Origin of the sequence: Spirillospora sp. NPDC049652 (genome assembly GCF_040675125.1) — a bacterium.
Lineage (GTDB): Bacteria > Actinomycetota > Actinomycetes > Streptosporangiales > Streptosporangiaceae > Spirillospora.
Genome location: NZ_JBFAOF010001548.1, coordinates 1 through 1,109, shown reverse-complemented (window position 1 = coordinate 1,109; position 1,109 = coordinate 1). Strand labels below are relative to the sequence as shown.

2 protein-coding genes are annotated in these 1,109 nt (G+C 78.3%); one reads left to right on the top strand and one right to left on the bottom strand.

All coding sequences use genetic code 11. The features are described 5' to 3' along the window. The coding region (locus AB0J52_RS41835; RefSeq protein ID WP_500188850.1) for a family 1 encapsulin nanocompartment shell protein at nucleotides 1-683 on the top strand (683 nt) is incomplete at its 5' end. Here AB0J52_RS41835 and AB0J52_RS41830 read toward each other — a convergent pair. Then, nucleotides 617-1,109, bottom strand: a 493-nt coding sequence (locus AB0J52_RS41830; RefSeq protein ID WP_500188849.1) for a MarR family winged helix-turn-helix transcriptional regulator, incomplete at its 5' end; no start/stop codon positions are given. The genes AB0J52_RS41835 and AB0J52_RS41830 overlap by 67 nt on opposite strands.

Here is a 1,109-nt window from a genome sequence, read left to right as displayed (position 1 = left end):
CCACCGGCCATCTCGACCCGGCGGACTCCCCCGCCGACGGCGTCGCCGCGGCGCTGCGCACGAGCCGTCCGGTGGTCCGGCTGACCGTCCCGTTCACCGTGTCGCGGGAGGCCGTGGGCTCGGTGGAGCGCGGCGCGGGGGACGCCGACTGGCAGCCCGCCAAGGACGCGGCCACCAGGCTCGCGCACGCCGAGGACCGCGCGGTCTTCCACGGCTACGCCCCCGCGCGCATCGCCGGGATCGCCGCCGAGGCGGCCACCGTCTCACCGGCCCGTCCGCTGCCCGCCGAGGCGTCGCACTACCCGGACGTCGTCGCCGAGGCGCTCGCCACGCTGCGGCTCGCGGGCGTGGGCGGGCCGTACGCGCTCGTCCTGGGCGCTGAGGCCTACACCGCCGCGACCCGCTCGTCCGACCAGGGCTATCCCGTCTACCAGCACCTCGCCAAGCTCGTGGACGGCGGGATCGTCTGGGCACCGGCGATCGACGGCGGCGTCGTGATGAGCACCCGCGGCGGCGACTACCGGCTGAGCCTCGGCCGGGACCTCTCCATCGGCTACACCGCCCACGACGCGTCCGGCGTCGACCTGTACCTGGTCGAGAGCTTCACCTTCCTCGTCTACACGGCCGAGTCCGCCGTCGCGCTGACCGGCCCGTCCCCGCGGTCGCCCGCCGCCGGGTCCTGACCGGCCGTCCCGCCGTCCGCGCGGGCGGCGGCCGTCGCGCCGAAGGACGCCACGAACGCCGTGACCAGGCGGGCGAACTCGGCCCGGTCGGCGTCCGGCCAGTCGGCCATGACCTCGGCGAAGAGCCGCCGCCGCGTCCGGTGCGCGCGGTCGAGGCCCTCGCGGCCGGCGGCGGTGAGCCCGAGCAGCGTGCGCCGCCGGTCGGACGGGTCGGGCGCCCGGGTCACCAGCCCCTCCTGCTCGGCGCGCAGGGCGAGGCGGCTGGCGCGCGGCTGGTCCACGCCGAGGGCGGCGGCGACGTCGGTGACGGCGCAGGGGCCGCCGTGCCCCTCGATCGCGTCCAGGACGCCGAACAGCGTCGGGTCCATGCCGCCGGGCCCCGCGAGCCTCCCCAGCGTGCGGCGGGTCTGGCTGCGCCGGATCGCC